The sequence below is a fragment of the Streptomyces sp. CO7 genome, from assembly GCF_053474865.1.
Window position 1 is genome coordinate 500,294 of the sequence record NZ_JBRIOU010000003.1, and the last position, 6,146, is coordinate 506,439.

Below are 6,146 nucleotides of genomic sequence, written 5' to 3' on the forward strand. Positions count from 1 at the left end.
TTTCAGCGCCCTCCGCACGGGGCCCAGGCATCCCGGCGGAGGCGCAGAGGCGCAGCGGAGTAGCGGCGCATGGCGCGCGCGGCCGTGGGCAGGCCGCGGGAACGCGCTGTGCCCCGCTGCGGACGTCGCAGCGGGGCACAGGGGGAAGCGTCGCGGGGGAGTTACGCGGGGACGGGCTCCGCGGAGGAGGCCGGGACCGCTTCGGGATCCACGGCGGGACGCTCGCGCATCGCCAGCAGCACCCGCAGGGTGAAGATCCACACCAGCCCGGAGCCCAGCATGTGCAGCCCGACCAGCAGCTCCGGCAGGTCGAGGAAGTACTGGACGTACCCGATGACCCCCTGCGCCAGCAGGACCAGGAACAGGTCCCGCGTCCGGGCCAGCGTCACCCGCGGGGAGTCGAACAGCTTCAGCCCCACCCACAGCGCCACCGTGAGCAGCACCGTCAGCCAGGCCAGCACGCCGTGCACCCGGGTGACCGACTCCCAGTCCACCGGCATCCGCGGCACCTCGCTGGAGTCACCCGCGTGCGGCCCCGCGCCCGTGACCACCGTGCCGACGGCGATCAGCAGCGCGGAGACCACGACCAGCGCCCAGGTGAGCCGGCGCAGCGGCGGCGCCGCCAGGGGGCGCGGCGCAGCGTCGCCCTCGCCGGCCCGGTGCCACATCACCGTGGCGGACGCGATCAGCGCGGAGGAGAGCAGGAAGTGCGCGGCCACCGTGTACGGGTTGAGGCCGACCAGCACCACGATGCCGCCGAGCACCGCGTTGCCCATCACGATCCAGAACTGCAGCCAGCCGAGCCGGGTCAGCCCCCGGCGGAACGGCTTGGTGGAACGGGCGGCGATGATCGCCCAGCCGACCGCCGCGCACAGCACGTACGTCAGGAGCCGGTTGCCGAACTCGATGACGCCGTGCCAGCCCATCTCGCGCGTGGTGGCGAGCGAGTCGGCGGTGCACTTGGGCCAGGTCGGGCAGCCCAGTCCGGAGCCGGTCAGCCGGACGGCGCCGCCGGTGACCACGATGACCACCGACATGATCAGCGCGATGAGCGCCGCGCGGCGGACCGTCCGGGGATCCGGGGTCCAGCGGGCGGCGATGTAGGCAAGGGGGTTGCGGACCGCTGCCGCGGCCCCGCCAGGAATCTCGTTCGGCACGCGCACCATCGTAGAACGGGGCTTGTGCACGCTTTCACGAGGGTCCGCCCGAAGCCCTGTGACGTTACTCCCAGCAGTGCCCCGCGGCCCCTTGCGCCGTCACTCCCAGCGGAAGAAACGCCCCGCCGCGGCCAGTCCCGCCACCGCCCACGCGGTCAGCACGCCGAGCTCGCCCCACGGCATGCCGGCCCCGTGCTGCAGCACGTCCCGCAGGCCGCCGGAGAGCGCCGAGATGGGCAGCAGCCCCAGCACCGACTGCGCGGCGCCGGGGAACTTGTCCAGCGGCACCACCACGCCGCCGCCGACCAGCAGCAGCAGGAAGACCAGGTTGGCCGCGGCCAGGGTGGCCTCCGCCTTCAGCGTTCCGGCCATCAGCAGACCGAGCCCGGAGAAGGCGGCGGTGCCCAGCACCAGCAGCAGGAACACCGCGAAGGGACTGCCCTGCGGCGACCAGCCCAGCGCGAGGGCGATGACCGTGAGCAGCGCGATCTGCAGGACCTCGGTGACCAGCACCGAGAGCGTCTTGGCGGTCATCAGCGCCCACCGCGGCAACGGTGAGGCGGCCAGCCGCTTGAGGACGCCGTAGCGGCGCTCGAAGCCGGTGGCGATGGCCTGGCCGGTGAAGGCGGTGGACATCACCGCCAGCGCCAGCACGCCGGGCGCCAGGAAGTCCACGGCCTTCCCCTCACCGGTGTCGACGATGTCCACGGTGCTGAACAGCACCAGCAGCAGCGTCGGGATGACCACGGTGAGCAGCAGCTGCTCGCCGTTGCGCAGCAGCATCCGCGTCTCCAGCGCGGCCTGCGCGGCGATCATCCGCCCCAGCGGCGCGGCGCCCGGCCTGGGGGAGTAGGTCCCGGTGGCGGTCATGCGCGCAGCTCCTTGCCCGTGAGCTCAAGGAAGACGTCTTCCAGGGTGTGGCGTTCGACGGCGATCCGCTCCGGCATCACCCCGTGCTGGGCGCACCAGGAGGTGACGGTGGCCAGCAGCTGGGGGCCCACGTCGCCGGTGACCCGGTAGGAGCCGGGGACGATCTCGGCGGCGGAGGACCCGGAGGGCAGCGCCTTGAGGAGGGAGGCCACGTCCAGTCCGGGGCGGCCGGAGAAGCGCAGCGTGTTCTCGGCGCCCCCGCGGCACAGCTGCTCGGGGGAGCCCTGGGCGATCACCTTGCCTGCGTCGACGATGGCGACGTCGTCGGCGAGCTGCTCGGCCTCGTCCATGTGGTGGGTGGTGAGGATGACCGACACGCCGTCCTCGCGCAGGTCGCGCACCAGCTCCCAGGTGGCCCGGCGGGCCTGCGGGTCGAGGCCGGCGGTGGGCTCGTCGAGGAAGACCAGCTCCGGGCGCCCGACGACCGCCATGGCGAGCGCCAGCCGCTGCTGCTGGCCACCGGAGAGCCGGCGGTAGGAGGTGCGGCCGCACGAACCGAGGCCGAGGCGCTCGATCAGCGCGTCGACGTCCAGCGGGTGGGCGTGCAGCTTTGCGACGTGGCGGAGCATCTCGTCGGCGCGGGCGCCGGAGTACACGCCGCCGGACTGCAGCATCACCCCGATCCGCGGCCGCAGGAGCGCCGCCTGGCGCACCGGGTCGAGACCGAGGACGCGCACGGTGCCCGCGTCGGGGCGCCGGTAGCCCTCACAGGTCTCGACGGTGGTGGTCTTGCCGGCTCCGTTGGGACCGAGGACGGCGGTGATGCCCGCCCGGGCCACCAGGTCGAGGCCGTCCACCGCGGTCTTGGGTCCGTACCGTTTCACCAGAGCCTGGATCTGGACGACGGGGACCGCGGGATCGCTGTGCATGGGACACGAGTCTAGGTTCGCGCGGCGTCCGTCCCGTCCCCGGGTGCCGGATCGACGGTGTCCGCCGCGGGCCGGTGCTCGCGCAGCCAGCCCTGCGCGTAGGCCACCGCGTCGGCGAGCGGGAACAGGCGGGCCCGTGCCGCCCCGGCCGGGCCGTGCACCACCAGACCGGGGCGCTCCCGCTCGAGATCCTCGCCGAGCCGGCCGAAGTCGTCGGAGTCGAGGGCCACGTCGGTCACCACCTCCCACCCGTCGGGGCCCGGCCGCCCGCGTGGGGCCGTCACGGGCGAGGGCGTCCGGTACTCGGCGAGGTGGAAGGCGGTGCAGGAGTCGTAGCCGACCCCCAGCAGCAGCACCCGGGCGCCGAGCCGCTCCAGCCGGGCCAGCGGGCTGCGCTCGCCGAGCGCGCAGTCGGCGGCGTGGTCCTCGACGATCTCGGCGGCCCGGTGGCCGAGGGCGGCGAAGGAGGTCTGCGGATGCGCGCTGCGCACCGCGCCCGGCCAGGTGCGAACGGTCTCCGCGATCACGCCCATGTGCTGAGCCGGGGTGGTCGCGGCGTCGAAGCGGGGCATGGTGGCGCGGACGGTCTCCCACCACTCCCGGGGGATCGGCGGATTCTCCCAGTGGGCCGGGTCGGACAGCGCGCCGGACTGCGTGGGCACCACCAGGGTCCCCTGCGGACCGACGGCGTCCAGGAGCGCCCGGACGACCGCGACGGCGCCACCGTTCACCCACCCGAGTGAGCTCAGGGAGGAGTGGACGAGCAGGGTCCCACCTGCGCGGACACCCAGGGAACGCAGATCGGCGGCGAGCGACGGGCGGGTCACCAGAGGGCCCGCGACGGGTTCGGAAGGCATGGCGTGCAGGGTCTCCGCGCCCTCGACGGCCCCGCAACCCGATTTCCCGGAACGCGTCTTTCCGCAGGTCAGGTTAGGTGTACCTAAGTGATGAAGGGCACCACCGGGCCGGAGGGGCGCGGGTTGTCCGTCCGCCGGTAATTACGCAACAATGGCGTTGTGAAAAACGTCGGCCAGGAAGAAACCACGACCGGGGAGCGTTCCACACGCAACCGGGTCGTGCGCTCGATCCTGGACCACGGCCCGTCGACGGTCGCCGAACTCGCCGGCCGCCTGCGGCTGACCCAGGCCGCGGTGCGCAGGCATCTGGACGCGCTGGTCGCCGACGATGTGGTCGAGGCCCGCGAGCGCCGGGTCTACGGCGCTCGCACGCGCGGGCGACCCGCGAAGGTGTTCGTGCTGACGGACGGAGGCAGGGACGCCTTCGACCAGTCGTACGACCAGCTGGCCAAGGACGCGCTGCGCTGGATCGCGGACCAGGAGGGCGGTGAGCGGGCGGTGGCCGCTTTCGCACGCGCCCGGCTGGCCGCCCAGGCGGACGCCTACCGCGCAGCGCTGGAGTCGGTCCCGCCCGAGCGGAAGGCCGAGGCGCTGGCCGGAGCGCTGTCCGCGGACGGGTACGCTGCCAGTGCGCGCAGCGCTCCCTCCCCGCAACTCGGCGAGCAGCTCTGCCAGCATCACTGCCCGGTCGCCCATGTCGCTGAGGAGTTCCCGCAGCTGTGCGAGGCCGAGACGGAGATCTTCTCCGAACTGCTCGGCACCCACGTCCAGCGACTGGCCACGATCGCGCACGGTGACGGCGTCTGCACGACGTTCATCCCCAAGATTTCCAGGATCGACGACCACGCCACCAGTGGTCATCCATCATCTACGAGCACGGCCGGGAGGAACCCCGCATGACTCTCCCCACGGAGACTGCCCACCCCGAACTCGAGGGTCTGGGTAAGTACGAGTACGGCTGGGCGGACCCCGACGCGGCCGGCGCCGCCGCCAAGCGAGGACTGAACGAGGACGTCGTGCGCGACATCTCCTCGAAGAAGTCCGAGCCGGAGTGGATGACCAAGCTGCGCCTCAAGGGTCTGAACCTCTTCGAGAAGAAGCCCATGCCGAACTGGGGCTCGGACCTGTCGGGCATCGACTTCGACAACATCAAGTACTTCGTGCGCTCCACGGAGAAGCAGGCGACCTCCTGGGAAGAGCTGCCCGAGGACATCAAGAACACCTACGACCGGCTGGGCATCCCGGAGGCGGAGAAGCAGCGCCTGGTCGCCGGTGTCGCCGCCCAGTACGAGTCCGAGGTCGTCTACCACCAGATCCGCGAGGACCTGGAGGAGCAGGGCGTCATCTTCCTCGACACCGACACGGCGCTCAAGGAGCACCCGGAGCTCTTCAAGGAGTACTTCGGCACCGTGATCCCGGCCGGCGACAACAAGTTCGCCGCGCTGAACACGGCCGTGTGGTCCGGCGGCTCCTTCATCTACGTGCCGAAGGGCGTGCACGTCGAGATCCCGCTCCAGGCCTACTTCCGCATCAACACGGAGAACATGGGCCAGTTCGAGCGGACCCTGATCATCGTCGACGAGGGCGCCTACGTGCACTACGTCGAGGGCTGCACCGCGCCGATCTACCAGTCGGACTCGCTGCACTCCGCGGTCGTCGAGATCATCGTCAAGAAGAACGCCCGCTGCCGCTACACGACCATCCAGAACTGGTCGAACAACGTCTACAACCTGGTCACCAAGCGCGCCGTGGCGTACGAGGGCGCGACCATGGAGTGGATCGACGGCAACATCGGCTCCAAGGTGACGATGAAGTACCCGGCCGTCTACCTGATGGGCGAGCACGCCAAGGGCGAGACCCTGTCCATCGCCTTCGCGGGCGAGGGCCAGCACCAGGACGCCGGCGCGAAGATGGTCCACATGGCGCCGAACACGTCGTCGAACATCGTCTCCAAGTCGGTGGCGCGCGGCGGCGGCCGCACCTCCTACCGCGGCCTGATCGAGATCGGCGAGGGCGCCCCCGGCTCCAAGTCGAACGTGCTCTGCGACGCGCTGCTGGTCGACACCATCTCCCGCTCCGACACGTACCCCTACGTGGACGTCCGCGAGGACGACGTGTCCATGGGCCACGAGGCGACCGTCTCCAAGGTCTCCGAGGACCAGCTCTTCTACCTGATGAGCCGCGGTCTCTCCGAGTTCGAGGCGATGGCGATGATCGTGCGCGGCTTCGTCGAGCCGATCGCCAAGGAGCTGCCCATGGAGTACGCCCTCGAGCTCAACCGGCTGATCGAGCTCCAGATGGAGGGCGCGGTCGGCTGACCCCGGCCCCCGCCC

At 71.6% G+C, this 6,146-nt stretch carries 6 protein-coding genes; 2 read left to right on the plus strand and 4 right to left on the minus strand.

What is annotated here, in order from left to right; all coding sequences use genetic code 11:
* Positions 1 to 161: 161 nt before the first annotated feature.
* The 4 genes from ACOV8S_RS12210 to ACOV8S_RS12225 all read right to left on the minus strand — a co-directional run bounded on the left by ACOV8S_RS12210 (position 162) and on the right by ACOV8S_RS12225 (position 3,813).
* Positions 162 to 1,166, minus strand: coding sequence for a COX15/CtaA family protein (locus ACOV8S_RS12210; RefSeq protein ID WP_448317798.1), 1,005 nt, complete (start codon positions 1,164 to 1,166; stop codon positions 162 to 164).
* A 90-nt stretch (positions 1,167 to 1,256) separates the two neighbouring features.
* Positions 1,257 to 2,027: an ABC transporter permease gene (locus tag ACOV8S_RS12215; protein WP_448317799.1), complete on the minus strand. Its 771-nt coding sequence runs from the start codon at positions 2,025 to 2,027 to the stop codon at positions 1,257 to 1,259.
* On the minus strand, positions 2,024 to 2,956 hold the full coding sequence (locus tag ACOV8S_RS12220) for an ABC transporter ATP-binding protein (protein ID WP_448317800.1): 933 nt from the start codon (positions 2,954 to 2,956) through the stop codon (positions 2,024 to 2,026). Before ACOV8S_RS12220 ends, ACOV8S_RS12215 begins: the two co-directional genes overlap by 4 nt.
* An 11-nt stretch (positions 2,957 to 2,967) precedes the next feature.
* Positions 2,968 to 3,813: an aminoglycoside N(3)-acetyltransferase gene (locus ACOV8S_RS12225; RefSeq protein ID WP_448317801.1), complete on the minus strand. Its 846-nt coding sequence runs from the start codon at positions 3,811 to 3,813 to the stop codon at positions 2,968 to 2,970.
* A 159-nt stretch (positions 3,814 to 3,972) separates the two neighbouring features.
* On the opposite strand from ACOV8S_RS12225, the gene ACOV8S_RS12230 reads away from it, so the two are divergent.
* Positions 3,973 to 4,713 carry a helix-turn-helix transcriptional regulator gene (locus tag ACOV8S_RS12230; RefSeq protein ID WP_448317802.1) on the plus strand — a complete coding sequence of 247 codons (741 nt, stop codon included), beginning with the start codon at positions 3,973 to 3,975 and terminating at the stop codon, positions 4,711 to 4,713.
* Positions 4,710 to 6,131 carry a Fe-S cluster assembly protein SufB gene (gene sufB / locus ACOV8S_RS12235; RefSeq protein ID WP_351118202.1) on the plus strand — a complete coding sequence of 474 codons (1,422 nt, stop codon included), beginning with the start codon at positions 4,710 to 4,712 and terminating at the stop codon, positions 6,129 to 6,131. Before ACOV8S_RS12230 ends, sufB begins: the two co-directional genes overlap by 4 nt.
* Positions 6,132 to 6,146 lie beyond the last annotated feature (15 nt).

Excerpts from the sequence above, each read along its gene's own strand:
- ACOV8S_RS12215 (WP_448317799.1), bottom strand. The coding sequence starts at position 2,027 with ATGACCGCCACCGGGACCTACTCCCCCAGGCCGGGCGCCGCGCCGCTG.
- sufB (WP_351118202.1), top strand. The coding sequence starts at position 4,710 with ATGACTCTCCCCACGGAGACTGCCCACCCCGAACTCGAGGGTCTGGGT.
- ACOV8S_RS12210 (WP_448317798.1), bottom strand. The coding sequence starts at position 1,166 with ATGGTGCGCGTGCCGAACGAGATTCCTGGCGGGGCCGCGGCAGCGGTC.
- ACOV8S_RS12225 (WP_448317801.1), bottom strand. The coding sequence starts at position 3,813 with ATGCCTTCCGAACCCGTCGCGGGCCCTCTGGTGACCCGCCCGTCGCTC.
- ACOV8S_RS12220 (WP_448317800.1), bottom strand. The coding sequence starts at position 2,956 with ATGCACAGCGATCCCGCGGTCCCCGTCGTCCAGATCCAGGCTCTGGTG.